The organism is Synechococcus sp. N26, from assembly GCF_900473975.1.
Lineage (GTDB): Bacteria > Cyanobacteriota > Cyanobacteriia > PCC-6307 > Cyanobiaceae > Parasynechococcus.
The window spans coordinates 86,007-109,482 of sequence record NZ_UCNM01000011.1; the positions used below are offsets into that span (position 1 = coordinate 86,007).

Genomic DNA, 23,476 nt, shown 5'->3' on the forward strand with positions numbered 1-23,476 from the left:
GTTCAGCACTCAGTGACAAAGCGAACCTCCTGCGCGATCAAACGGACGCGCACCTGGGTGAAGGGATGGCGAAAGCTCAGGGCCTGGGCATGCAGATGCAAGCGGCAGGACCGGCCGGCATCCCCATAGATGGGATCGCCCACGATGGGGTGACCCCGTTCGGCCAGATGGGCCCGCAGCTGATGGGAGCGCCCCGTGAGCGGACGCAGCCAGAGCCGCGTGCTGCGGGCACCAGCGGCGCGGGCTCTCCAGATCGTCAGCGCCAGACGTCCCTCCGGGTGGCTGCCGTAGCGCGGCGGTTGGCGCGACAGGCGCGCCAACGGGCTGGCGATGCAACCGCGGCCGTGGAGTTCCCCCTCCACATCCGCCTGATACAGCTTGTTGATCCGCCGTTCAGCAAACAGGGCACTGAGGCGGCGCAGGGCGTCAGCGCTTCGGGCCAAGAGCAGCACCCCGGAGGTGTCGCGGTCCAGGCGGTGAACCAGGCGCAGGCTTTGGTCCTGCTGCTGCAGGCGGGTGATCACGGAATCGCTTTGCTCGGGCCCCAGGCCCGGTTGGCTCAGCAGGCCGGCGGGCTTGTCGACCGCCATCAGCCACGGGTCCCGCATCAGCAGCTTCAAGGGGAGAGCCGCTGGGCGCAGTGTTTTTCAAACAAGGCCACCACCTGCTCCGCGGGCTGGGCCTGAATCAGCCGGGCTTCCGCCTCAACGTGATGCTGGCTGGAGTGGTACAGCTGCAACTCATGAAAAGGATTGGGCTCCTGCTGGCGGGCCAGCTCCACCTCACGGCTGAGCAAGGCCGCCGGCATCAGGTTGCCGCCATGGCACGACTGCATCACATGGGCTGATTCATGGGCCAGCACCACCCAAACCACGGCGGGATCGTCAGGCAGGTTGTTGCCGCACATCAACAGGGCCTGCTTGCCCTCATGGAAGGCCCCTAGCAAGCCCAAAGGGCAGTCGGGCGCCACCAGGGCCTTCACGCCCGCCCGCTGCAGCAGCCGCAGGTAACTGGCGATGCGATCCCAGGTTGAGGCTTGAACAGCACTGCCCGTGAGCTGCAACACCAGCAGAACCAACAGCGCAGCCCTGAAACGGCGACCCATCAAGCCAGGGACCACAGAACAATCTCATTGGTCTCAAGATCGGCTCAATCCGGCTTGATTCCCACCGAAGTTCTACAGATTTTCAGTCGTCAAGCAGCTGCTCCACGGAAGTGACCTTCTCAGCAAACGACTGCTGCCGATCGGTGCGGGTGTTGAGCTTGAGCGTTGTGTAAAGACGCGGGGCTCCCATGCCGTGCAACTCGGCATGACACGCGCGCACACAGTCCATCACCTCGTCCCATGGGCCTTCGATCGCTGTGCCATTGGGACCCAGCTGGTGGGTCAGGCCCGTGGCGGCGATCACCCGCTCACAGGCGGCGATGTAGGGCGAAAGACTGACGCCCACACCGATCGGCACCACGCAGAGGTCAACGCTGACCCACATCAGCCCGCCATCGAACTGGATCGGCTCAAGCAACTGACGGGGTAGTCGATAGTGCGCCAACTGCCGCTGTCGGTTCGCACTTCAACCGCAATGCCCTGCTGACCCATGGAACAGCGGGACCCTTGTCCCGTGCACCAATCGCTGGCATCAGCGAGGGCCAGTTCCAACGTGTCGTAAGGGGCGTCGAGCACCGGATGTGGCTGACCGTCGAGGCCAACCAACCGGTAGCGGGAGCGATGCTTGGCCATCGCAGTCCAATCCCGGAAGTGTCACCATCTTCCCATGGTCCCGACCCAGCGGCATTCCCACACTGGAGCCAGCAACGGGACTCAAAGGGCATGAGTGAACAGCTGCAGCAGGCCTACAACGCCTTGATGGTGAAGGCTCCGGGGGCAGCGTTTCAAAAAGCACGGGCCCTGTATCTCAACAAATATCCACTTCCCCAGGCCGATGGCAGTGCTCCGCTGAGGCTCTACGTCTGCGATGAGCGGATGGAGGAATCGATTCAGCCCGCCAACGATGGTGATCCGAATCACCGCCTGGCGATTCTCAGCTCACGGCCGGGGCAGTTGGCCGTGGTTCACTGGCAACAACCCCATCCGCCCGAGCCGGAGCAGCTGCGCCGCTACCTGCAGGACACCTGGTCGCTCAACCCGGACGAACTGGAGATCGAGGCACTCAGCACCTCCTGGTTCCGGGAGGGCGGGCATCAAAGCCGCTTTGCTGCACCGATGGGGTTGGGCTGGCAACAACAAACCCTCTTAACCCTCAAGGAAGAAAAGTAGAAGCAATTCCGCAGAACGACGAAAGCCGCGCAACCGCATCGCTAGCGAGAAGAAATAGCCCGCTCTGCCGATGCTCAGCAAGTACGCCGAACGCTATGTGCTGCGGTCCTGCTCGGAGGGCGGCTACCTCGGCATCAATGCCGTGGACCAACGCATCGAGAGCCAAGCCTCCCTCGACAGGGCATGGATTTTTCACAGCCACGATGGCGCTGTGAAACACGCCCTTTGGATCCGCGAGGTGTTCGGAGAAGCACCAGACTTGGTGAAGCTGGATCTTTGAACTGAAGAGTGGTGGTGATCAGCCGTGGATGAAATTGCGCAGGCGGCGTGATTCGGCGGCTTGATCCTGCTGAAGCTCAGCTGCCGTTCGCGCGTGGTGTTCGCGCTGCTGTGCAGCGAACACATCCGCCTCACTCAGGGCAAAGCCGTGCTCGGCAGCGAGCCCGAGAAACCGATCAAGATCCATGGGCTGCTAGAGGGCCTGGGCCAGATCAGGGTCGATGTCGCGAAGCTTGAGAAACCGATCCAGATCCTCGAGAGACATCCCTGCACCACTTGTTGCGTGCTCCCGTTCAAGTCAGCATCGACCCAAGTGGGGAGGTTGCATGCTGTTGAAACTGATCAGCTGCGGCAGCCTGGCGCTGGTGAGTGTGCTGGTGGTGACCCTGCTGCAGGGTTTGCGGCAGCACAACCAACGCATCCATGCGCTGCAAGAGCGGATCGATCAGCTGGAGGAGCGCACACCGAACAGCGCCCACAGTGAGCTGCTCAGCCAACAGATGGGTGTGATGCAGGAACGCATGGACGCCTTCTCGGCCATGCGCACCTCGGTCGCTTCACCCCTTCACCGCATCCCCGCTGGCATTGGGCAGGATGAAGCGCTGCAAGAGAACGAACAAGACCAACACCGGCAGGATTGACACCACCGAGCCGGCGGCAACGATCCGCCAATCCAGCGAAAAGCTGCTGGAGAGCTGCTGCAACCCCAGAGGCAAGGTGTAGAGGGACGGGTCGTCGAGGATCACCAGCGGCCATAGGAAATCACTCCAGGTGCCGATAAACACGAACATCGCCAGGGTGATGAGATCGGCTTTGGCGGCAGGAATCATCACGTTCCACCATTCCCCCAGCCGGCTGCAGCCATCGATGCGTGCCGCCTCCTCAAGCTCCTTGGGTACACCCAGAAAGCTCTGGCGCAGCAGATAAAGCCCAAAAGCGGTGGCCGCCTGGGGAATCACCAGGGCCAGCAGGGTGTTGCGCAGCCCCAGCTGCACCATCAGCAGATACAGCGGAATCATCACCACCTGGAACGGGATCAGGATCGTGGCCACCACCAACCCCAGCACCAGGCCCCGGCCGGCGAAGCGCAGCCGGGCCAGGGGATAGGCAGCCAGGGAGCAGAACAGCAGGTTGGCCAGCACCGCCAGGCCACTCACCACGGTGCTGTTGAACAAATATGTGGTGAGGGGATTGTCCTGGAACAGCCGCACGTAGGCATCGAGGCTCGGCTGGGCGGGCAGCAACGCCGGTGGACTGCTGAAGATGTCTTCCGCCGGGCCCTTGAGCGAGGTGCTCACCAACCAGAGCAAGGGCGTAAGCACCAGCAGCGCCAGAAGAATCAGCAGCACCAGCTGAACAACCCGGGCGGTGGAGGTGCGCATGGCGTCGGCTCTAGAGCGTCGGTCGGGTCTCCAGAACAACAGGATCCTTCTGCGGATGCAATGACTGGCGCTCCTCACCGGCCACCAGGCGATTGAGGGCGTTCACGAAGGCCATCGCAGCCGCCACCACCACATCGGTGTCTGCAGCGTGACCGGAATAGAGCGCACCATTGCGGCGCAGGCGAATGGTCACATCGCCCATGGCATCGATGCCCTCGGTGACCGACTTCACCGAGAACTCAATCAATTCATTGGGCACACCCGCCAGATCATTCAGGGCACGGCAGACGGCATCCACCGGACCGGTGCCCACCGCCGAGCCCGTGGTTTCACTGCCCTCTTCATCCGAAAGGGTGACGGTGGCGGTGGGGCGCAGGCTGCTGCCGCAGCTGACCTGCACCAGCTTGAGCTGGAAACGGGCTTCCGGCTGCTGCACCTGTTCGCTGACGATCGCCTCCAGATCACGGTCGGTGATCTCGCGCTTGCGATCAGCGAGTTCCTTGAAGCGGGCAAAAGCCTCATCGAGGTCCTCACGGGTGAGGTCGTAGCCCAGCTCCTCCAGGCGAGCGCGAACGGCACTGCGGCCGCTCAGCTTGCCAAGGGAGATGCGGTTGTCAGACAAGCCCACCGTCTGGGCGTCGATGATTTCGTAGGTGAGCCGATTCTTGAGAACGCCGTCCTGGTGGATGCCGGATTCATGGGCGAAGGCATTGGCACCAACGATGGCCTTGTTGGGCTGCACCACCATGCCGGTGAGATTGGAGACCAGCCGTGAGGTCTTGGTGATCTCTTCGGTGCGCACAGCCGTGAGTGGCGTGGGGCTGTCCTCCTCCCGGCCAAAGAAGGGGTTGTAGTAGCGCCGCCGCACATGCAGCGCCATCACCAACTCCTCGAGGGAGGCATTGCCGGCCCGTTCGCCGATGCCGTTGATCGTGCATTCGAGCTGACGGGCGCCGTTCTTGACGGCCTCGAGGAAATTGGCCACGGCCAGACCGAGATCGTTGTGGCCGTGCACCGAGATCACGGCATCGCCGATGTTGGGCACGTGCTGATTGATGCCAGCGATCAGCGCACCGAACTCCGAGGGGGTGGTGTAGCCGACGGTGTCGGGAATGTTGATCGTGGTGGCACCCGCGGCAATCGCCGCCTCAATCACCTCGTAAAGGAACTCCGGATCGCTGCGGCCGGCGTCTTCACAGGAGAACTCAACATCCTCCACAAGAGAGCGGGCGTAACTCACCATCTCGGGGACGATGCCGAGCACATCGGCACGGCTCTTGCGCAGCTTGTGCTCGAGGTGGATGTCGCTGGTGGCGATAAAGGTGTGAATGCGGCGACGCGGGGCTGGGGCCACGGCATCGGCGCAGGCCTTGATGTCGGCCCTTGAAGCACGGGCCAGGCCACAGATGATCGGGCCGTTGTCGCCACCCACCTGCTGGGCAATCCGCTGCACGGCAGCGAAATCCCCGGGGCTGGCGAAGGGGAACCCCGCCTCGATCACATCCACACCGAGCCGCGCCAGCTGCTGGGCAATGGCCAGCTTTTCCTCCAGGTTGAGGCTCGCCCCGGGCGACTGCTCACCATCCCGAAGGGTGGTGTCAAAAATCAGGACGCGACCGGGGTCCTTGGCCATGGAAGGGGCTCCAGCGGAGGTCTTAGTCGGAATGACTATGAGTTAACCCATCTTAGTTCAGCCCCCGAGGGGAATCGGATTAAATTCAGCCACCGTTTGGGCTTGTTCGTGACCAAAGGCGCTGTCGCCCTGGTGTTGCATGCCCATCTGCCCTACGTGCGGTCGGCACAACCTGGCTCCTTGGAGGAGGACTGGTTTTTCCAGGCCCTGATCGAGTGTTATCTGCCGCTGCTGGAAACGCTGGAGCTGGCCAGCGCCGACCCCAACCAGCAGCCCAAGCTCACCATCGGCTTATCGCCGACGCTGCTGTCGCTGCTCAGCGATCAAGACCTCAAGCAGCGCTTTCCCCAGTGGCTGAACGAACGGCTGGATCTGCTGCCGAAGGCCGACCCATCCCTGCGCGCAGGCGCCGAGCACCTGGCGGCCACGATCGAGCGGCATCAGCGGGCCTGGCAGAGCTGCGACGGCGATCTGATCCAACGCTTCGCCGCCCTGCAACGCCAGGGGGTGGTGGACCTGCTCACCTGCGGCGCCACCCACGGCTATTTGCCCCTGCTGCGCCATCACCCGGAAGCGGTGCGCGGGCAACTGCGCACGGCGGTGCGGGAACACCAACGCCTCGTGGGCGAACGCCCCTTGGGGATCTGGTTGCCGGAATGCGCCTATTACGAGGGGCTGGATCGCTGGATGCGCGATGCGGGGCTGCGCTACGCCGTGCTGGACGGCCATGGGTTGCTGCACGGCCGGCCCAGGCCCCGCTACGGGGTGTACGCCCCGATCTGCAGCCGCAATGGGGTGGCCTTCTTCGGGCGTGACAGTGACGCCACGCTGCCGGTTTGGTCGGCCAAGGACGGCTACCCCGGCGATCCCCACTACCGGGAGTTCCACCGGGATCTGGGTTGGGACCTGCCGATCGAAGAGCTCAAGCCCTTGGGGCTCGACCAGCCGCGACCGCTCGGCCTGAAGCTGCATCGGGTCACCGACCACAGCGCTCCGTTGGACCGCAAACGCCCCTACGAACCGGGGGTGGCGGCGGAACGGGTGAAAGAGCATGCCGCCGATTACCTGCAGGGCCGCCGGCGGCAGTTGGATCAGCTCGGCGCTGCCATGGACGTGCCCCCCCTGCTGGTGGCCCCCTTCGATGCCGAACTGTTTGGCCACTGGTGGTTTGAAGGGCCGGCTTTTCTCAGCCAGCTGTTCCAACAGGCACCTCAGGAAGGGGTGAGCTTCATCCGCCTGCGCGATGTGCTGAACAGCGTTGGCCAGCTTCAGCTCTGCGATCCCTGCCCCTCCAGCTGGGGGCAAGGGGGCTATCACGACTACTGGCTGAACGACAGCAACGCCTGGATCATTCCTGAGTGGGAAAAGGCCAGCGCCGCAATGGTGCTGCGCTGCAGCCGCGGCGTGGGCAGCGAGCAGGCGATGCAGTGGCTGCAGCAGGCAGCACGAGAGCTGTTGCTGGCGCAGTCGTCGGATTGGAGCTTCATCCTCCGGGCCGGCACCACCACCGAACTGGCCAAAGAACGGGTGCAACGCCACCTGGGCCGCTTCTGGCAACTGATGCAGGCGATCGACGGAACCAGCGAATTGCCGGAGGGCTGGCTTGAAGAGGTACAGACGGACGACCGCCTGTTCCCGCTGATTCAGCCGTTGGACTGGGCTCCGGTCCAGCCCACGGCTCAGCCTTCTGCGCCGAGCGCATAGATAAACGCCTCCCTCAAATGAGGGAGGCGTGGATGTTCACCACTCCCTCAGTTGAGGGATCGGGTCTTTCCCGAAAAGATCTCAAAAACGCGGCGCCTGATCCTTCGCCGCCCCGAGCACCAATCCCCGCCGCAATTCCCAAGGCGAAAGGGCGAACAAACGCAGCATCACCCCCATCAAGCGCGGCAGGGGCAAGGTGTTGGTGAGGAAGCCAAACCACTCCTCCCGCGGCAAGGAGAAGAAGGTGGCGAAGTGGGTGCGCAACAACGCCTCGTTAAACCCCATCAACCGACCCAAACCGAATTGATAGAGCTGATAGCGCAGCACCAGTTCGATCGGCCATAGCGCTTGCCAACCCCGTTGCGCCAGGGCTGCTGAACCAAGGCTTGGGTTAGCGAGGGCTTGGGAGATGGCCTGAGCCAGATCCGGACCGCGCCTAAGCAGCGATCCCACCATGTAGCCCGAGGCCGGATGCACCATGCTCGCCGCACCCCCAAAGGCCAGCACCGGCTGGTTGCGCTCCGGCAGCGGCAGGTTCATCGGGAAGAGGCAGAACTCCTCATGAATCACCTCGGTGATCTCCACGCCGCGCCGATCCAGGCGCTGTTGGAGCCGTTGCTTGAGCACGTCATAGGGAACGCCCGGTGCCAAGGCGAGGGAGGTTTCTTCCACGAAGAACACCCCATCGCCCAGATCCATCGCGTACAGAAACGTGGGCGGTTCGCTGCGCTGCTCCTCACTGAGGTGATCGCAGCGGTAGTCCATCAACACAAACCGCCCCGGCTCAATCGGCGGTTTGGAGAAACGCCCCACCACGCCGTAGGCCGCCTGGCCCGCCACCGGCCCCTGATCCGGGCGGCGAATGTGAGGCGTGCGCGACCCAGAGGCATCGATCACCAAGCGCGCCTGCATGGTGGTTCCCGATGCGCAGCACACGCTGGTGGTGGAACCATTCACGTCCACCCGCTCAACGGTGTCTTGATGCCAGACCACGCCATCGGCCCGCTTCAGCCAATGGCGCTGCAGAGCCGCCCGATCGAACAGGCCGTAGTCAATCCCATGGCCATGGCTCTGATCTTGAGCCGTTGAGCCGCCTTTGCCGAAATAACTGACGGTGTCGCTCCAGCGGTGCTCCAGCAGCTGCTCAAGCCCCACCGCTTTGAGTTCATCGGCCCAGATGCCATAGGTGTTCGGCCAGTGATCGTCGACCGGATCCGGGGCAATGCCGGCAACAGCCACACCCCGTTGGTTCAGTTCCGAGGCGATGCAGAGGGCAGCAGGACCGCCCCCCAGCACCAGCACATCCACCGGCTCAGCCAAGGTCAGCTGTCCTGAGCGTTGTTTTCAGTGTTAGCCGCTTCGGTGTCACTCGATTCGCTGTCGTTCGACGTGTCGTCAGCGGAATCTTGCTCCGCTTCCGGCGGTACCAGCACCACCTTCAGAAGCCGGTCGCCCTTGTCGAGCTTCTGCAGACGCACCCCCGTAGCAGCACGGGACTGCTGAGGGATGGCATCGGCGCTGGTGCGCACGATCACCCCTTTCTCGCTCACCAGCAGCAACTCTTCACCGGCACCGAGCACACTCAGCCCCACCAGCTCGTCGGAGTCGGTGCGGAACTTCATCGCGCGCAGGCCCATGCCGGCCCGCTTCTGCAGGCGGAATTGCGTCACCGGAACCCGCTTGCCCAGACCCGAAGCCGACGCCACGAGCACCCAGGGTCCCTCGCTGGCTGCATCGTCTTCATCGTCTGCGCTGGCGGCCACCTGATCGGCGAGTTCCACTGGCAACACATCCATGCTCACCAGGGCATCGCCATCGCGCAGGTTCATCGAACGCACGCCGCGGGCTGTACGCCCCAAAGGCCGCAATTCCTCATCACTGAGGCGGAAGTGGATGGTCATCCCGGCTTTGGAGCCGATCAAAACACTGTCGCCGGGCACAGCCAGGCGCACCCAGGTGAGGGCGTCGCCTTCCTCCAGGTTGATAGCGATCAGACCATTGGAGCGGATGTTGCTGAAGGCCGAGAGGCGGGTGCGCTTGATGAAGCCGCCTCGGGTGAGCATCACCAGGTCGGTGTCGTCGCTGAATTCCGACACCGGAATCAACGTGGTGATCGCTTCTTCCCGGGGGATCGGCAGCAGCTGCACCACCGGTGTTCCCTTGGCCGCACGGCTGCACTGGGGCACGCGGTAGGCGGGCAGGGCGTACGACACACCACGGTCGCTGAACAGCACCAAGGTGTCGTGGTCGTTGCAGCTGATGAACAGCTTCACCGCATCTTCACCCTGGCTGCGCGTGCCCGCCTTGCCGCGGGTGCCGCGGCTGGTGGCCTCGAATTCGCTCACCGGCATCCGCTTGAGGTAGCCGGTCTCGGTGAGCAGCACCACCGACCGCTCGTTGGCGATCAGGTCGATGTCAGACAGGCCACCGCCGAGGTCGAGGATTTCGGTGCGGCGCGGCGTCGGGTAGCGCTCCCGCAGCTGGCCGAGCTCGTCCTGGATGATCCCGAACACCCGCTCACGCCGGCCAAGGATGTCCTTGTAGTCGGCGATCTTGGTGACGAGGTCCTCATGCTCGAGCCGGATCTTGTCGGCCTCAAGAGCGGTGAGACGACGCAGCTGCATCTGCAGAATGGCGTCGGCCTGGATGTCGGAGAGGCCATGGCGATCCTGCAGCTGTTGCCGTGCCGTGGCCGTGTCGGGTGCAGCCCGGATCAAGCCAATGATCGGATCGAGCTGATCGAGGGCCAGCAGCAGGCCCAGCAGGATGTGGTCGCGCTCTTCGGCCTTGCGCAGCAAGTAGCGGGTGCGGCGTTCGATCGTCTCGACCCGGAAGTCGAGGAACACCTCGAGCATCTTGCGCAGGGTGAGCAGGATCGGCTCCCCGTTCACCAGCGCCAGCATGTAGGCACTGAAGTTACTCTGCAGAGGTGTGAGCTTGAACAGGTTGTTAAGCACCACCTGCGGGTAGGCGTCGCGGCGAAGCTCCACAACGATCCGCATGCCGTCGCGGTCGCTCTCGTCGCGGATGTCGGAGATGCCCTCAAGCTTCTTATCGTTGACCAACTCAGCGATGCGCTCGATCAGCGCCGCTTTGTTGGTCTGGTACGGCAACTCGGTGATGATCACCGCATCGCGATCGGGACGCCCCGGTGCCTCGATCGTTTCGATGTTGGCCACGCCGCGCATCGTCACCGAGCCGCGGCCACCCAGGTAGGTCTCACGGATGCCTTCACGGCCCAGGATCTGACCGCCGGTAGGGAAGTCAGGGCCGGGGATCAGCTGGATCAACTCCTGATCAGTGATCTCCGGGTTCGCGATCAACGCGAGCAAGCCATCAATCAGTTCATTGAGGTTGTGGGGCGGGATGTTGGTCGCCATCCCCACGGCGATGCCCGCCGAACCATTCAGCAACAGCTGCGGAATCCGCGCCGGCAGCACCGTGGGCTCCTGCTGGGAGCCATCGAAGTTGTCGGCGAAATCAACGGTCTCGGCCTCGATGTCCTCCAGGAGGCTGTCGGTGGTGAGCGCCTGCAACCGCGATTCGGTGTATCGCATGGCCGCCGGTGGGTCGTTGTCCACCGAACCGAAGTTGCCGTGCCCATCGATCAGGGGCATCGACATGGAGAAGTCCTGGGCCATGCGCACCAGGGCGTCGTACACAGCGGTATCGCCGTGGGGGTGATATTTGCCGAGCACTTCGCCCACCACACGGGCGCACTTGCGGTAAGGCCTGTCGCTGGTGAGGCCCAGCTCGTACATCGCGTAGAGAATCCGGCGATGCACCGGCTTGAGGCCGTCGCGGGCATCGGGCAGGGCCCGACCCACGATCACACTCATCGCGTACTCCAAATAGGAGCGCGACATCTCGTTGCGCAGGTCCGTCTGAATGATCCGATCGTCGGAATCGCCGGGACCGCCGCCGCCAGGCCCCACAGAATCCGTCATACGTGCTTCAGACGTCCTTTGTCAGTCTATCTCGGACAGTGGAAGCAACAGAAAAATCCGGATAAACTGCCGAACGCTTTCAACTGACGTGATGGGTCCTGTCGACGAGCCGCGCCCTGAAGCCGAAACCCCAGGCAGCGACCCCACCCCCACACCGGAGCCCACGCCCGCCGCAACACCGGAACCTGAGCCGACTCCGGCACCCACGCCAGCACCAACACCGGCTCCCACTCCGGCACCAACCCCCGCTCCAACACTAGACCCGGTGATTGCTTCCACCGTGTCGATCCCTGCTCAGGAGAGCGCCGATGAAGACGGCGGCGAATGGGAGCTGCTGGTGGGCAAGGTGAAGGACTGGCTCGAGCAGAACGATCTGGCTGAGCTCTGGACCAAAGCCCAGCTGCCGCTGCGGGTGGTGGGCGGCCTGATCGTGTTCAGCCTGGTGGCGACGGTTTACTCCGGCGTGCTCAGCACCATCAACAGCATCCCTCTGGTGCCAGGCCTGCTGGAGCTGGCCGGCGTGATCTGGCTGGTGAACTTCGCCCTGCGTAACCTGATCCGCAACAGCGATCGGGACAACTTCATCAAGGGCGCCCGCTCCACCTGGACCCGCGTGACAGGCCGATCGAGCTGACCCGATCAAGCTGAGCCGATCATCCCGATTGGTAGCTTGATCTGACTTTATTGAAGTCGCGCGGTGGACATTCAGCTCGGACGCTCCAAGACCGTTCGCCGGGCCTACGGAATCGATGAAATCGCTCTGGTGCCTGGGGGTCGCACGGTGGACCCCGAGGTCACCGATACCCGTTGGACCCTGGGCGGCATCGAGCGCGAGATCCCGATCATCGCTAGCGCCATGGACGGCGTGGTGGACGTGGGCATGGCCGTTCGCCTGTCCCAACTGGGCGCCCTCGGCGTGTTGAACCTTGAGGGTGTTCAGACCCGCTACGAAGACCCCAACCAGGTGCTGGATCGCATCGCGGCCGTCGGCAAGGACGAGTTCGTCCCGCTGATGCAGGAGATCTACAGCCAGCCGGTTCAGGAGGCGCTGATCCGCAAACGCATCCAGGACATCAAGGCCCAGGGCGGCATTGCCGCCGTCAGTGGCACTCCGGTGGCAGCCATGCGTTTCGGCAAGGCCATCGCCGAAGCCGGAGCCGACCTCTTCTTCGTGCAGGCCACTGTGGTCTCGACGGATCACACCGGTCCTGCAGGCCAGGAGACCCTTGATCTGGAAGCCCTGTGCCGCGACATGGGCGTTCCCGTAGTGATCGGTAACTGCGTCACCTACGACGTGGCCCTGCAGCTGATGCGGGCTGGTGCCGCCGGCGTGATGGTGGGCATCGGTCCCGGTGCCGCCTGCACCTCCCGTGGCGTTCTCGGCGTGGGCATTCCCCAGGCCACCGCAGTGGCCGACTGTGCTGCCGCCCGGGCCGACTACGAAAAGGAAAGCGGTCGCTACGTGCCGATCGTTGCCGACGGTGGCATCGTCACCGGCGGTGACATCTGCAAGTGCATCGCCTGTGGCGCCGACGCCGTGATGATCGGTTCACCCATCGCCCGGGCCGATGAAGCTCCCGGCCGTGGCTTCCACTGGGGCATGGCCACGCCTAGCCCGGTGCTGCCCCGCGGCACCCGCATCAATGTGGGCAACACCGGCAGCATCGAGCGCATCCTGCGCGGCCCGGCCAAGTTGGACGACGGCACCCACAACCTGCTGGGCTGCCTGAAGACATCGATGGGCACCCTGGGCGCCCAAACCATCAAGGAGATGCAGCAGGTGGAGGTGGTCGTGGCACCCTCCCTGCTGACGGAAGGCAAGGTTTACCAAAAGGCCCAGCACCTCGGAATGGGCAAGTAGGGCAGGGCTAAATTGGAGCTGTGCGGGCTTCGGCCCACACACCCCTCACACCCCCCGGCCCGGCGCGATCGGGCTTTCACTCTTTGTGGAGAGCGACTGTCACAGTTCCCTTCTCAGCAGGGAAGACCTGTGTTTTCGCTCGAAACCGTTGCTAAATTCTCCCTACATTCCCCTGCTCATATGTCCAGCGCTGCTGCTGTCACCGACGCATCCTTCGAGCAGGACGTGCTCCAGAGCGACGTGCCGGTTCTTGTGGACTTCTGGGCACCCTGGTGCGGACCCTGCCGCATGGTGGCTCCGATCGTGGAAGAGATCGCCAAGGAATTTGACGGCCAGATCAAGGTGTTCAAGCTCAACACCGACGAGAACCCCAACGTCGCCAGCCAGTACGGCATCCGCAGCATCCCGACGCTGATGGTGTTCAAGGGCGGCCAGAAGGTTGACACCGTCGTGGGTGCTGTTCCCAAGGCAACCCTGTCAGGCACCATTTCCAAGTACCTCTGAATCCGTCCCCAGAACGGATCGACCGGTTGAGTCTGAACCTCGGGTTAATCGATTACGGCATGGGCAATCTCCACTCCGTGGAGAAATGCCTCGAGCGGCTTGATCAGGACTGCTCGTTGATCCATAACGCCGAAGATCTAGAGGGCGTCGATGCGCTGATCCTGCCCGGGGTCGGCGCCTTTGATCCGGCCATGGCCAACCTCAGTGCCACCGGACTGGTGCCCCACCTGCTGCGCTGGGGCCAGGAGGATCGCCCTTTGCTCGGCATCTGCCTCGGCCTGCAACTGCTGTTTGAGCAGAGCGATGAAGGCAGCGATCCAGGCCTCGGGCTCTTGGGCGGACGGGTGAGCCGCCTGCCCAGTAACAGAGGCGAACGCATCCCCCACATGGGCTGGGCACCGTTGAAGCATCACGGCAGCTGCCCACTGCTCAGCAGCGATGCCCCCTCGGAATGGGTGTATTTCGTGCACAGCTACGCCGCTGTTCCCAGCGATCGAAATGACCTCAAGGCCTCGGCCCCCTTCGGCGATCAGGAGGTGACCGCTGTGGTCTGGCGGGGCCGCGTCGGCGCTTGCCAGTTCCATCCGGAGAAGTCGTCCGATGCCGGAGAAGAGATGCTCAAGCGCTGGTTGACCTGGCTGCGCAACGGGGCTGAACCCTGCCCATGAGCGGTGGCGGGCAACTGCGCCTCAGCGGGGGGCGACGGCTGCTGAGCCCCGGGGGTCGCACGGCTCGGCCCACCACCTCAAGGGTGCGCGAAGCGGTGATGAACATCCTCGCCCCGCACCTGCAGGACTGCCGCTGGCTCGATCTCTGCAGCGGAAGCGGCGTGATGGGCTGTGAGGCCCTGCAACGGGGGGCGCGCTGTGTGGTGGCCGTTGATCAAGACCCGCAGTGCATCCGCATCACCCGCAGCAATCTCAGTGCCGTGGCGGCAAGCCGTTCACCGGCTCCGGAGATCCGCACCGAACGGCGGGAACTGATTACATGGCTGCGCAAGGGCTGGAGCCAGGAGCCCTTCGACATCGTCTATTTCGACCCTCCCTACGACCAGGGCCTCTACGAACCCTGTCTGATCGCCCTCGCCGCGGGGAATTGGCTTCACCAGGATTCTCTGGTGGTGTGTGAACACCGCTCCAACCTGAACCTAGAACCGGGCTCAGATTGGACGGTGGTGGATCAACGCCGCTACGGCATCAGCAGCGTGATGCTGCTCAGCCCCCCAGAGCGCTGCCACCACGGCGGTACTGGTTCCATGCCGCCACGAACAGACCCATCAGCGTGACGGGGATCAGACCCAGAACGATGCCGCAGAGCAGAGGTTCGATCATTGCGTCGCGTCAGCAATCAGAATTAGGGAGAATTCTCTCATTGGAACTCCAGGTCTGTGGTCCAGCCGTCACGAATTGCGGCCGAATCGGCATCAGCTGATGCAAATGATTCGAGCGATCGGGGTCGCGGCCTGATCGCCGCACTCGTGGTGTCGGCTGCGACGGCTTGCGTGGTGCTGGTGCTGTGGGTTCTGGGCAGCGCCCAGCAGGACCCCTACATCAAGGCCAGCCTTGAGTTGCAGGGAGCCGTGGACCATGGCGGACAGCTGTTCAGGATCAACTGCGCCGGCTGCCACGGCCTTGCCGGCCAGGGGTTGGTGGGCCCTCAACTTCAGGGCGTCAGCAACCAGCTCAAAGACCCCGTTCTGGTGCACCAGATCATCAGTGGCGAAACTCCCCCCATGCCGAGCTTTGAGATGGAACCGCAATCGATGGCCGATCTGCTGGCCTACCTGCACACCCTCAGCTGAGCCGCTGCCTTGAATGCTGTCGTCGTGCTGGTGGAGCCGGCCGGCCCCCTGAACATCGGAAGCGTGGCCAGGCTCTGCGCCAATTTCGGGCTGAGCGAACTGCGCCTGGTAGCCCCCCGCTGTGACCATCTCAGCGAGGAGGCCATGCTGATGGCCGTGCACGGCCAGGCGCTGCTTCAGGCGGCCGTGGTGGTGCCCGACCTGCTGACAGCCATCAACGATTGCCGCCGCACCGTGGGCAGTTGCGGACGCCTGGACCATGGCGAAATCCCCCTGCAAACACCCGAGCAGGCCCTGGGTTGGTTGCTGGCCGGCGATGGCAGCAGTCCCAGCTCAGACGCCCCCATGGCCTTGGTGTTTGGACGGGAAGATCGCGGCCTCAGCAACAGTGAGCTGCGGCTCTGCCAGAGGGTTCTCTGCCTGCAGAGCGGGGAGGCCTATCCCTCGCTGAACCTCTCCCACGCCGTGGCGGTGGTTCTGCATGAGTTGGCCCGCCTCAACAGCGGGAGCACTGAAACCCGCTGCATCGAGCCGCCATCGCCGGACCCGGCAGCCGCCAAGGCGCTTTCAGCCTGTCTTGACGACGCCACCGACCTGCTGCTGGAGGCCGGTTTCCTGCTGGAGCACACCGCCTCCGCCCGCATGGCCAAGGTGCGGGATCTGCTGCAACGCGCCACGGTGCGCGCCGAAGAGGTGGCTCTACTGCGGGGAATGGTGCGCCAACTGCGCTGGGCCATCCGCGCCAAGCGCCCCTAATCTCTGCCGAACAGTCACGGCTGAAAGGTTGAGCAGCAGTCGTTCGTCACGTCGCTCCGCCGGCTGGAGAGGTCCGGCCCAGCTCATCCTGCGGCTGGTGTTGATGGGGGTGGGTCTTGGACTGCTCACCGGCAGCGGCCTGCGGCTGCTGGCGCCCCGCGTTCAGCAACAGGAGATCGCCCTGCCCAGCTGGCTGGCCGATCAAGCGCTGATCACCACGCTGCTCGGTGACGCCGTGGAGCCGCCCAGCACTGAAAATGCCTCAGGGAAGAAAACTTCTTCTGTCGTGGCGAAGGGCCTGAAGCAGGCACGCTTCGCCCCCAGGCAGGAAATCAGGGCGCTGAGTGAGCGCTGGCTGGAGCTGGCCGCGCAACAGAGCGATCTGCAGGCCAGCGCCTACATGCTGATTCTCGACGACGGACGCTTTGCAGCCATGCAGGCCGAACGGCCGATGGCTGCCGCCAGCTCGATCAAGACGCCGATCCTGCTCGCAGTGCTGGAACTGCTGGATCAGGGAACACTGCAGTGGAACGAACCGCTCACGCTCACGGAAAAGCTGGTGGGGGGAGGCGCCGGATGGATGGCATCCCGGCCCCTGGGCAGTCGCTTCCCCACCCATGAGGTGGCCACGGAAATGATCCGGGTTAGCGACAACTCCGCCACCAACCTGATGATTGCCCGGGCGGGGGGAATGGATGCGATCAACGCCCGCTTTCAGGAGCTGGACCTACCCTCGACCGTGGTGAACAACTGGCTGCCGGATCTCGACGGAACCAACACCACCAGTGCCAGAGATCTCAGCCGGGCCATCGCCTTGGTGGACAGCGGTGAGCTGCTGGCTCCACGCAGCCGGGATCTGTTTCGCGAGGTGATGGGCACTTCGATAACAAACACGCTGCTGCCCAGGGGCTTGATGCGCGGCCTCGGTGGCGCCCAGGGCGAACCGGACGCAAGCCTGGCCCGCAAGGGATACCGCGTCTACAACAAAACAGGTGACATCGGCATCGCCTACGCCGATGCGGGGCTGATCGAACTCCCCGACGGACGACGCGCTGTGGCGGGATTTCTGGTGGAGGGCCCCTTCAATGACCCCCGATCCACCGAACTGATCCGTCAGCTCGCCGCCGCCATGGCACCGCACCTCAAACCCATCCCTGTTCCGCCCAAGCCATGAAGCTCGCTCCGCTGTTGTCTGCTGCCTGGCTGGCTGTTGCAGCCATGCCCGGCGCTGCGGAGGTGATTGAGCGTCAGCAGAGCGTTCGCCCCCTGCCGGGAGGCCTCGACAGAGTGCTGATGGTGAACGACAACAACCCCGAACTGATCGATGACGACGGCATCCTGATCTCAACCTTCCCCGATGGGAAGGCGGCGTCGGTTCCGGTGGTGCTCAACGGTCGCTTCGACCTGTTCAGCCACCACGTGTATGCCGGTGATACGGAGGGCAGCCCCAGCTCAACCCTGTGGCTGGCGGTGCTTGCAGCTCCGCTGGGGAATGCTCCTGTGTCCCTGCAGCTGCTCTCGGGCAGCACTTCGCTCTCGCAGGCCACAGGGCCCGGCCAGACCCAGGCCCCCTTTCTTCCCTTGCCGAGCCTGATGCCGGAAACCAGCGACGTGGTGGCGTCTGGCCCCGGCAGCCGCGTGGCCGGAGATCTGTTGGCCGGCCGCCGCGCAGCGGAACTCACCAACCGCCGCTGGAGCCTGGCACCGGGCGCACCCACACAGCTGCTGCTGCTGCCCATTCCCGTGGCCGGTCTCGATCCCCTGCTCAACGGCCGCAACCTGCAACTGCGCTTCCACAGCTCCGGCCCTGTGGCGCTGGCCACCCTGGCCGCCCACGGTGAAAACGGAAAGGCTCCAAGCGAACAGCACTGGCTGCAGCTGCTCAAGGAGCAACGCATGAGCAGCAAGGAGCACCAACCCACCCCACGGGGGAGCAAAGGCAAAATCATTTATTCCCGGGTGAGCGGTGTTCAGATCGGCAGCAGCTGGCGGGCCCACATCACCGACCCGGGAAGCCCGGTGCTGGCCGCACCCACGGCCCCCATCTCCTGGCCAATCAGCAGCCTGGAGCGCGGCACCCTCGCCACTAACCAGGTGCAAACCGCGGAACTCAAACGCTTTTACCCCGGCACCGCCTGGGCGGCCCATGGTAACTACGGGGTGGAGTACGACCTCACCCTGCCGCTGCAAAACACCGGTTCAGCCGCGGTCACGCTGCAGTTGTCGCTGGATTCGCCCCTCAAAGGCAACAGCACCACCTCTCTGCTGCGCTTCCGCGATGACCTCAACGGTCCGGTGATGTTCCGCGGACCAGTGCAGACCATGGGTCTGGAGGATCCCGAGGGTGGTTCCAAGGGGCGCCAGACCCAGCACCTGGTGCTGCGCCAGGGGCAGCGGGGACCGTCCTTGGGACAGCTGATGCTCCAGCCAGGGGAGGCCAAGCAGGTGCGCGTTCGCCTGATCTATCCCGCTGATGCCACGCCACCGCAGGTCATCACCGTGCAGCCTGTGAAACAATCCTGAGCACGCCTAGAGAATTGCTCGTGACTGCACCCCGGAAGCGCAGGGTCTTCCCCTTCACTGCGGTGATCGGTCAAGAGGAGATGAAGCTGGCCCTGCTTCTCAACGTGATCGATCCGCGCATCGGCGGCGTAATGATCATGGGAGACCGTGGCACCGGCAAATCCACCACCATCCGTGCCCTGGCTGATCTGCTGCCGGACATCGACGTTGTCGCCGGCGATCCCTACAACAGCTCGGCCAGCGATCCCGACCTGCAAAGCAGTGAGGTGCGCGAGCGGATGCAGCAGGGGGAAACCCTGAGCACTGAACCGCGGCAGGTGCCGATGGTGGACCTTCCCCTCGGTGCAACGGAAGACCGCCTCTGCGGCACCATCGACATCGAGAAAGCCCTGAGCGAAGGCGTGCGCGCCTTTGAACCCGGCCTGCTGGCAAAAGCCAACCGCGGCCTGCTCTACGTGGATGAGGTGAACCTGCTCGACGACCACCTCGTCGACGTGCTTCTCGATTCAGCGGCCTCCGGCTGGAACACGGTGGAGCGGGAAGGCGTCTCCGTGCGCCACCCCGCGCGTTTCGTGTTGATTGGCTCCGGCAACCCCGAGGAAGGCGAACTCCGCCCCCAGCTGCTCGACCGTTTCGGCATGAGCGTGGAAGTGCGCACCGTGCGTGATCCGGAGCTGCGGGTGAAGGTGGTGGACCAGCGCACCTCCTTCGATAGCGACCCCGATGGCTTCAGCACCGCCGTGGAGGGCAATCAAAACGCCCTGCAACAGCGGGTGGTGGAGGCCCAGCAACGCCTCGGCCAGGTGACCATCGATGAGGACCTGCGTCTGCGCATCTCCGCCGTCTGCGGCGAGCTCGATGTGGATGGTCTGCGGGGTGACATCGTCACCAACCGTGCTGCCCGGGCCCTGGCCGCCTTCGAAGGACGCACGGAAGTGAGCGAGGAAGACGTGGCCCGCGTGGCCTCCTGCTGCCTGCGCCACCGTCTGCGCAAAGACCCCCTCGAGCAGGTGGATTCCGGCGACCGCGTGGTGAAGGTGTTCTGCAAGGTGTTTGAGCGCAGCGAGAGCAGTGACCGCGCTGATTTCGAACTGGCCCTCGCCGCCTGATCCCCCCACAATCAGCCCATGCGGATCCTCGGCATCGACCCGGGCCTCGCCCGGGTGGGCTACGGGGTGATCGACATCCAGGACGGATGCCAGCGCATGCTCGATTGCGGCATCATCCAGACCGATTCCGATCGCTCCGACGGTGATCGCATGGTGGAGATTGCTGGCGACCTGCGCCAGCTGATCCGGATCTGGCGCCCAGAACTGGCGGCCGTGGAGAAGTTTTTCTTTTACCGATCCAGCAACACCATCAATGTGGTTCAAGCGCGTGGCGTGGTGGTGATGACCCTGGCCCGCTTCAAGATCCCGATGGTGGAGTTCCCACCCATGCAGATCAAACTCGCCGTGGCGGGGTTCGGCCATGCCGAGAAGGATGAAGTGCTGGAGGCGGTGATGCGGGAGTTGAACCTGGAGGAACCGCCCCGCCCGGACGATGCGGCCGATGCCCTGGCGGTGGCGCTGACGGCCTGGTTGCAGCGATGAGCAGCAAGCCAACCCTCCGCCGTCACTTCAAAGCGCAGCGTCATCTGGGGGAAGCCGCCACGCGATCCATCCAGAACGCCGTGGCGGCGCTGATCGACCAGTCCAACTGCGGTAACCGCCATGTGGGGGTCTACTGGCCACTTCCGGGGGAAGCGGATTTACGGCCGCTGCGGGAGGGTCCCCATCCGCCCTTGGCCTTGCCAGTGGCCAATGGCAACGGCCGGCTCATCTACCGCAGCTGGGGTGAGGACCCGCTTCAGCCCGATGGCTGCGGCATTCCCGCTCCTGCCGCTGGAGATGCTCTGCAACCCGATCAGCTGGCGCTGCTGCTGGTGCCGGCTCTGGCGGTGGACGGCGCGGGAATCCGCCTGGGCTATGGCGGTGGGTATTACGACCGGCTCAGGGCTGATCCCGCCTGGGCTGCCGTGCCGGCCTGGGTGGTGCTGCCCTCAACCTGCCTTGCGGCCGAAGCGTTGCCTCGAGAGTCCTGGGATGTTCCGTTCACCGGCTGGATCACGGAACAGGGAGCTGGTCGGCCCGCCTGAGGGGCCGCATCATGGGCACCATTGATCGCCCTTCCATGCTGCGTCTGCTGGCTCCACTGCTTCTGCTCGGCTCAGTGCTGCAGGGCGCGCTGCTGGCCCCTGCCAAAGCCCATCAGATCGAAAGTGCTCTGCAGTATCTCGATGGCGATCTGCAATTGAGCAGCAGCTTTTCCAACGGTGAGCCCACCCAGGGGGCCGTTGTTCGCCTGCTCAATGCCGATGGCACGCCAGGGCAGGAACTGGGCCGCACCGATGCCGAGGGACGCCTGAGCCTCGATCTCAGCAGCGTTGGCAACGGCACCGTTGATCTCCAGGTGGACGGAGGTCCAGGCCACCGCGACTACCTCGAACTTCCCGTTCAAAACGGCGAAGTGGATCTGAATGAGGTGGTCATGTTCCCCTTCAGCCTGGTGATGGTGGGGCTGCTGGTTAGCGTGCGACGTCGAAACGACTGAGCCCCACATGGCCACCAGCACCGGCAGTGATGCCCTCGACCGGATGGTGGAGCGCCTGGGCGGCACCGCCGATCCAAAGCGCCGCTATGAGTACGTGCTCTGGTTGGCCAAGAAGCTTTCGCCCATGCCGGCCGAGGAGCAGACCGACGACATCAAGGTGAAGGGATGTGTGTCGCAGGTGTTTGTGCGGGGTGCCCTCAATGAAGGAGTGATGCGCTGGCAGGGGGACTCCGATGCGCTGATCACCAAGGGACTGCTCGCATTGTTGATCCAAGGGCTGGATGGATTGACGCCGGCCCAGGTGCAGGCGGTGGACCCGGCCTTCATTGCGGCAACAGGCCTGCAGGCCAGCCTGACGCCATCCCGCGCCAATGGCTTCCTCAACATCCTTCTGGCCATGCAGGAGCAGGCCCGTCAACTGGACAGCTGACCCAAGCGCTGATCAGGACAGGGACAGGAACAGAAGCCGAATCACGTCAATACATAGAGTCGCTCGCAAACGTTCCAACACGGATCACAGGGGATGGCAGCAAAGGTCGGCGTGGGTCTGCTGGGACTGGGCACGGTTGGCGGTGGAGTGGCATCGATCCTCCAGAACCCCAGCGAACGTCACCCGCTGGTGGGTGAACTGGAGCTGATCCGCGTTGCCGTCCGCGATCTGAACCGCCCCCGGCCCGTGGCCCTGGACGAAAGCCTGCTGACCACCGACCCATCGGCGGTGATTCAGGACCCAGCCGTGGACGTGGTGGTGGAGGTGATCGGTGGTCTGGAGCCGGCCCGCAGCCTGATTCTCCAGGCGATTGCAGCCGGCAAATCCGTGGTGACCGCCAACAAGGCCGTGATCGCACGCCACGGCCAGGAAATCGCTGAAGCCGCGGCCGCCGCCGGGGTGTACGTGCTGATCGAGGCCGCCGTTGGTGGCGGCATTCCCATCATTGAGCCACTGAAGCAGTCCCTGGGGGGCAACCGCATCAACCGCGTCAGCGGCATCATCAACGGCACCACCAACTACATCCTCACCCGCATGGCTGAGGAGGGGGCCGCCTATGACGCGGTGCTCAAGGATGCCCAGGAGCTGGGCTACGCCGAAGCCGATCCGGCAGCTGATGTGGACGGTCTTGATGCGGCCGACAAGATCGCGATCCTTGCGACCCTGGCCTTCGGCGGCAGCGTGGATCGCGCTGCCGTTCCCACCGACGGAATCAGTGGCCTCCAGGGCGTGGATGTGGATTACGCCAATCAACTGGGCTACGGCGTGAAGCTGCTGGCGGTGGCCGAGCGCATGGCTGAAAGCGGCGATCCCCTGCCCCTCTCCCTGCGGGTGCAGCCCACGCTGGTTCCCAAGGACCACCCCCTGGCGGGCGTGAACGGCGTCAACAACGCCATCCTTGTGGAAGGTGACCCCATCGGCCGGGTGATGTTCTACGGCCCCGGCGCGGGCGCCGGCCCGACCGCCTCTGCGGTGGTGGCCGACATCCTCAACATCGCCGGCATCCGCCAGGCCAGTGAAGGGCCGGGGAAAGTGGATCCCCTGCTGGCCGCCAGCAGCTGGCGCCCCTGCGCTCTGGTCGACTCAGGCGACATTCGCCAACGCCACTATGTGCGTTTCAAGACAAAAGACGCCCCTGGCGTGATCGGCAACGTGGGCGGCTGCTTCGGCCAACGCAACGTGTCGATCCAGTCGATCGTGCAGTTCAATGCCAGCGACGCCGGCGCCGAGATCGTTGTGATCACCCACGAAGTGAGCCAACGTCAGATGAATGAAGCCCTGGACGCCATCCAGGCTTTGCCGGAGGTATCTGGCCTGGCCGCTCACCTCGGCTGCCTCTAAGGAGCGCTTCAGCCCTGGCGAATGCCCACTGGCGTGCGTCAAAGTGTCAATAACTTTCACAGCACAGGCCTGAATCCTCAGATCTGTGCTCGAAACGGTTCATGCAGAACCTCTCCTGTTCGAGTCCCGGTCAAGGCTGCCCCCTAGAGGAGGGGGTGAATCCGATGACGGTGCACCAGGGAGATTGCGTCAATCTCGACAGTGACGACGACACCTACCAAGTGATCGGCGTGGATGGTGACCACGACCGCTGCTGGGTGCGCCGCTGGCCCCTTCAGAGCAACGAGGGCTCACCGGTGTTCGAAATCTCGTTGGAAAGGATTCGCCAGGTCGGGTAAGTCCCTGTTGAATGGGCCGACCCGTATTGGCTGAGGCCCGTTGAAGCGCA

Annotated in this window: 29 protein-coding genes and 1 pseudogene; 20 read left to right on the plus strand and 10 right to left on the minus strand. The window is 64.2% G+C overall.

The window, feature by feature from the left end:
• Positions 1–2: 2 nt before the first annotated feature.
• The 4 genes from DXY33_RS10865 to DXY33_RS10880 all read right to left on the minus strand — a co-directional run bounded on the left by DXY33_RS10865 (position 3) and on the right by DXY33_RS10880 (position 1,738).
• Entirely contained in the window at positions 3–608 is a 606-nt protein-coding gene (locus tag DXY33_RS10865) for an RluA family pseudouridine synthase (RefSeq protein WP_244276034.1), read from the minus strand.
• An 8-nt stretch (positions 609–616) separates the two neighbouring features.
• On the minus strand, positions 617–1,105 hold the full coding sequence (locus tag DXY33_RS10870; RefSeq protein WP_115132895.1) for a hypothetical protein: 489 nt from the start codon (positions 1,103–1,105) through the stop codon (positions 617–619).
• Positions 1,106–1,187: 82 nt separating this feature from the next.
• The gene (locus tag DXY33_RS10875) at positions 1,188–1,490 is read right to left on the minus strand and encodes an MTH1187 family thiamine-binding protein (protein WP_115008649.1); all 303 of its coding nucleotides are present in this window, start codon (positions 1,488–1,490) and stop codon (positions 1,188–1,190) included.
• Positions 1,490–1,738, minus strand: coding sequence for a hypothetical protein (locus tag DXY33_RS10880; RefSeq protein ID WP_115132896.1), 249 nt, complete (start codon positions 1,736–1,738; stop codon positions 1,490–1,492). The genes DXY33_RS10875 and DXY33_RS10880 overlap by 1 nt, the downstream gene beginning before the upstream one ends.
• A gap of 90 nt (positions 1,739–1,828) precedes the next feature.
• Here DXY33_RS10880 and DXY33_RS10885 point away from each other — a divergent pair, with 90 nt between their 5' ends.
• Both DXY33_RS10885 and DXY33_RS10890 read left to right on the plus strand, forming a co-directional pair.
• Complete coding sequence (locus DXY33_RS10885) at positions 1,829–2,275, plus strand: hypothetical protein (protein ID WP_115132897.1); 447 nt, start codon at positions 1,829–1,831, stop codon at positions 2,273–2,275.
• Positions 2,276–2,345: 70 nt separating this feature from the next.
• The gene (locus DXY33_RS10890) at positions 2,346–2,555 is read left to right on the plus strand and encodes a hypothetical protein (protein ID WP_115132898.1); all 210 of its coding nucleotides are present in this window, start codon (positions 2,346–2,348) and stop codon (positions 2,553–2,555) included.
• A gap of 18 nt (positions 2,556–2,573) precedes the next feature.
• Here DXY33_RS10890 and DXY33_RS10895 read toward each other — a convergent pair whose 3' ends face one another.
• Positions 2,574–2,741, minus strand: a complete 168-nt coding sequence (locus DXY33_RS10895) for a hypothetical protein (protein ID WP_371634813.1) — start codon at positions 2,739–2,741, stop codon at positions 2,574–2,576.
• A 139-nt stretch (positions 2,742–2,880) separates the two neighbouring features.
• Here DXY33_RS10895 and DXY33_RS10900 point away from each other — a divergent pair, with 139 nt between their 5' ends.
• On the plus strand, positions 2,881–3,195 hold the full coding sequence (locus tag DXY33_RS10900; RefSeq protein WP_115132899.1) for a hypothetical protein: 315 nt from the start codon (positions 2,881–2,883) through the stop codon (positions 3,193–3,195).
• Here the strand turns inward: DXY33_RS10900 and DXY33_RS10905 are convergent.
• Both DXY33_RS10905 and DXY33_RS10910 read right to left on the minus strand, forming a co-directional pair.
• On the minus strand, positions 3,112–3,936 hold the full coding sequence (locus DXY33_RS10905; RefSeq protein ID WP_115132900.1) for a carbohydrate ABC transporter permease: 825 nt from the start codon (positions 3,934–3,936) through the stop codon (positions 3,112–3,114). The two genes, DXY33_RS10900 and DXY33_RS10905, sit on opposite strands and share 84 nt — an antisense overlap.
• A 10-nt stretch (positions 3,937–3,946) precedes the next feature.
• The gene (locus DXY33_RS10910; RefSeq protein ID WP_115081872.1) at positions 3,947–5,569 is read right to left on the minus strand and encodes a 2-isopropylmalate synthase; all 1,623 of its coding nucleotides are present in this window, start codon (positions 5,567–5,569) and stop codon (positions 3,947–3,949) included.
• 108 nt (positions 5,570–5,677) lie between these two features.
• Here DXY33_RS10910 and DXY33_RS10915 point away from each other — a divergent pair, with 108 nt between their 5' ends.
• Positions 5,678–7,273 carry a glycoside hydrolase family 57 protein gene (locus DXY33_RS10915; protein WP_115132947.1) on the plus strand — a complete coding sequence of 532 codons (1,596 nt, stop codon included), beginning with the start codon at positions 5,678–5,680 and terminating at the stop codon, positions 7,271–7,273.
• 81 nt (positions 7,274–7,354) lie between these two features.
• Here DXY33_RS10915 and crtL read toward each other — a convergent pair whose 3' ends face one another.
• Positions 7,355–8,593, minus strand: coding sequence for a lycopene beta cyclase (gene crtL / locus DXY33_RS10920; RefSeq protein ID WP_115132901.1), 1,239 nt, complete (start codon positions 8,591–8,593; stop codon positions 7,355–7,357).
• Positions 8,594–8,595: 2 nt separating this feature from the next.
• A complete protein-coding gene (gene gyrA / locus DXY33_RS10925) occupies positions 8,596–11,220 on the minus strand; it encodes a DNA gyrase subunit A (RefSeq protein WP_115132902.1) in 2,625 nt (874 codons plus the stop codon).
• Positions 11,221–11,311: 91 nt separating this feature from the next.
• On the opposite strand from gyrA, the gene DXY33_RS10930 reads away from it, so the two are divergent.
• The 5 genes and pseudogenes from DXY33_RS10930 to rsmD form a co-directional block, all read left to right on the plus strand.
• The gene (locus DXY33_RS10930; protein WP_115132903.1) at positions 11,312–11,854 is read left to right on the plus strand and encodes a CAAD domain-containing protein; all 543 of its coding nucleotides are present in this window, start codon (positions 11,312–11,314) and stop codon (positions 11,852–11,854) included.
• 63 nt (positions 11,855–11,917) lie between these two features.
• Positions 11,918–13,081 carry a GuaB3 family IMP dehydrogenase-related protein gene (locus tag DXY33_RS10935; RefSeq protein WP_115132904.1) on the plus strand — a complete coding sequence of 388 codons (1,164 nt, stop codon included), beginning with the start codon at positions 11,918–11,920 and terminating at the stop codon, positions 13,079–13,081.
• Between the two features lie 180 nt (positions 13,082–13,261).
• Positions 13,262–13,585, plus strand: a complete 324-nt coding sequence (gene trxA, locus DXY33_RS10940; RefSeq protein WP_006851354.1) for a thioredoxin — start codon at positions 13,262–13,264, stop codon at positions 13,583–13,585.
• Between the two features lie 26 nt (positions 13,586–13,611).
• A complete protein-coding gene (gene hisH / locus DXY33_RS10945; protein ID WP_115132905.1) occupies positions 13,612–14,253 on the plus strand; it encodes an imidazole glycerol phosphate synthase subunit HisH in 642 nt (213 codons plus the stop codon).
• Positions 14,250–14,789, plus strand: a pseudogene (rsmD, locus tag DXY33_RS10950) (16S rRNA (guanine(966)-N(2))-methyltransferase RsmD); the annotation flags it as partial. The gene hisH and the pseudogene rsmD, both read left to right, overlap by 4 nt.
• Positions 14,790–14,799: 10 nt before the next feature.
• Here rsmD and petG read toward each other — a convergent pair.
• Positions 14,800–14,916 (minus strand): cytochrome b6-f complex subunit V, encoded by a 117-nt coding sequence (gene petG, locus DXY33_RS12755; RefSeq protein ID WP_071823076.1) that lies wholly within the window; start codon positions 14,914–14,916, stop codon positions 14,800–14,802.
• A gap of 56 nt (positions 14,917–14,972) precedes the next feature.
• On the opposite strand from petG, the gene DXY33_RS10960 reads away from it, so the two are divergent.
• From DXY33_RS10960 to DXY33_RS11010, 11 genes are all read left to right on the plus strand, one after another.
• A complete protein-coding gene (locus tag DXY33_RS10960; RefSeq protein ID WP_025362444.1) occupies positions 14,973–15,386 on the plus strand; it encodes a c-type cytochrome in 414 nt (137 codons plus the stop codon).
• A 9-nt stretch (positions 15,387–15,395) separates the two neighbouring features.
• Positions 15,396–16,142, plus strand: a complete 747-nt coding sequence (locus DXY33_RS10965) for an RNA methyltransferase (RefSeq protein ID WP_115132907.1) — start codon at positions 15,396–15,398, stop codon at positions 16,140–16,142.
• 28 nt (positions 16,143–16,170) lie between these two features.
• Positions 16,171–17,316 carry a serine hydrolase gene (locus tag DXY33_RS10970; protein ID WP_115132908.1) on the plus strand — a complete coding sequence of 382 codons (1,146 nt, stop codon included), beginning with the start codon at positions 16,171–16,173 and terminating at the stop codon, positions 17,314–17,316.
• Positions 17,313–18,665, plus strand: a complete 1,353-nt coding sequence (locus DXY33_RS10975) for a DUF3370 domain-containing protein (RefSeq protein WP_115132909.1) — start codon at positions 17,313–17,315, stop codon at positions 18,663–18,665. The genes DXY33_RS10970 and DXY33_RS10975 overlap by 4 nt, the downstream gene beginning before the upstream one ends.
• A gap of 20 nt (positions 18,666–18,685) precedes the next feature.
• A complete protein-coding gene (gene bchI, locus DXY33_RS10980) occupies positions 18,686–19,774 on the plus strand; it encodes a magnesium chelatase ATPase subunit I (RefSeq protein WP_115132948.1) in 1,089 nt (362 codons plus the stop codon).
• An 18-nt stretch (positions 19,775–19,792) separates the two neighbouring features.
• Positions 19,793–20,257, plus strand: coding sequence for a crossover junction endodeoxyribonuclease RuvC (gene ruvC / locus DXY33_RS10985; protein WP_115132910.1), 465 nt, complete (start codon positions 19,793–19,795; stop codon positions 20,255–20,257).
• Entirely contained in the window at positions 20,254–20,802 is a 549-nt protein-coding gene (locus tag DXY33_RS10990; protein WP_115132911.1) for a 5-formyltetrahydrofolate cyclo-ligase, read from the plus strand. The genes ruvC and DXY33_RS10990 overlap by 4 nt, the downstream gene beginning before the upstream one ends.
• Positions 20,803–20,813: 11 nt before the next feature.
• Positions 20,814–21,257, plus strand: coding sequence for a hypothetical protein (locus DXY33_RS10995; protein ID WP_115132912.1), 444 nt, complete (start codon positions 20,814–20,816; stop codon positions 21,255–21,257).
• 7 nt (positions 21,258–21,264) lie between these two features.
• Complete coding sequence (locus tag DXY33_RS11000; RefSeq protein ID WP_115132913.1) at positions 21,265–21,687, plus strand: SufE family protein; 423 nt, start codon at positions 21,265–21,267, stop codon at positions 21,685–21,687.
• Between the two features lie 93 nt (positions 21,688–21,780).
• On the plus strand, positions 21,781–23,088 hold the full coding sequence (locus DXY33_RS11005; protein ID WP_115132914.1) for a homoserine dehydrogenase: 1,308 nt from the start codon (positions 21,781–21,783) through the stop codon (positions 23,086–23,088).
• A gap of 101 nt (positions 23,089–23,189) precedes the next feature.
• Positions 23,190–23,426, plus strand: coding sequence for a hypothetical protein (locus tag DXY33_RS11010; RefSeq protein WP_115132915.1), 237 nt, complete (start codon positions 23,190–23,192; stop codon positions 23,424–23,426).
• Positions 23,427–23,476 lie beyond the last annotated feature (50 nt).